This is a genomic window from Peptoniphilus indolicus ATCC 29427, assembly GCF_000227315.1.
In the GTDB taxonomy this organism is placed as follows: Bacteria; Bacillota; Clostridia; order Tissierellales; family Peptoniphilaceae; genus Peptoniphilus; species Peptoniphilus indolicus.
The window spans coordinates 1-855 of the sequence record NZ_JH165138.1 but is presented as its reverse complement, the minus strand read 5'-3'; the positions used below and the strand labels follow the sequence as shown (position 1 = coordinate 855).

Here is an 855-nt window from a genome sequence, read left to right as displayed (position 1 = left end):
ATTTTCTAAAATTTCAAAAGTTAAGTAAGGTTTATTTACATTAATTGGAGTAATAGAATTAAAACTTGAAAGATTTTCCTCTAAAATTTTTCTTTTAGAAAGAATTTCATCAGCTAATTTATTTGAAGATTTCAACATATTGTTAAATTGCTCTTGAAGTTTATATACAACAATTGAATTTTTATTAGAATTAAAAATTTCTAAAAGAGTATCAAAAATTTTTGGATTCAATAGCTCCTTTCCTCCGATTTCATCTATTACAATTAGATCAGAATTTAGGTCTATATACTCAAAAAAGTATTTTTCAAAAATATCTTGATTAAATACATATTTACTATCAAGAGTTGTTAAGAAAACCTCATCTATAACGATTTCATTATAATCGCATTTTAAAATACTATCTGAAGAATGGTTACAAGAGTACAAATCAAGTGCTTTATTTATTTCGATTAGTATGTATCCATAGACTTTATTATTTCTGTAGACTCTTCTTGTTGTGTATCCGGAAATACTATTATATTTTTCTCTGTTTTCAAATAGATATTGAAGAAGAGAAGTACTTTTTCCCACTCCACTTTTTAAACTTATCATAAGATTTGTTTTCATTTTTCACCTAAATAAAATTCTCATTACTTAAATTTTTAATATAAATTTATTATAAATTCAAACGAGTTATTTGTCAAAAATATTCGATTGAGTTTTTATGATAATTTTAAAATTGAAAGCGACACAAATAAAAAATAAAGCAGATAGTTCTCTAAATACATAGAGGCAATCCGCTTTAAATTATAAATTTACATCAAAATATAAATTAATATGAAATTAGTTATCTAATTTTTGATATATTCTTTTCTT

Annotated in this window: 1 protein-coding gene; it reads right to left on the bottom strand. The window is 22.3% G+C overall.

Features of this window, described 5'->3' with window-relative positions; all coding sequences use genetic code 11:
* Positions 1-606, bottom strand: a 606-nt coding sequence (locus HMPREF9129_RS10360; protein ID WP_004823571.1) for a nucleoside-triphosphatase, incomplete at its 3' end; no start/stop codon positions are given.
* Between the last annotated feature and the right edge of the window lie 249 nt (positions 607-855).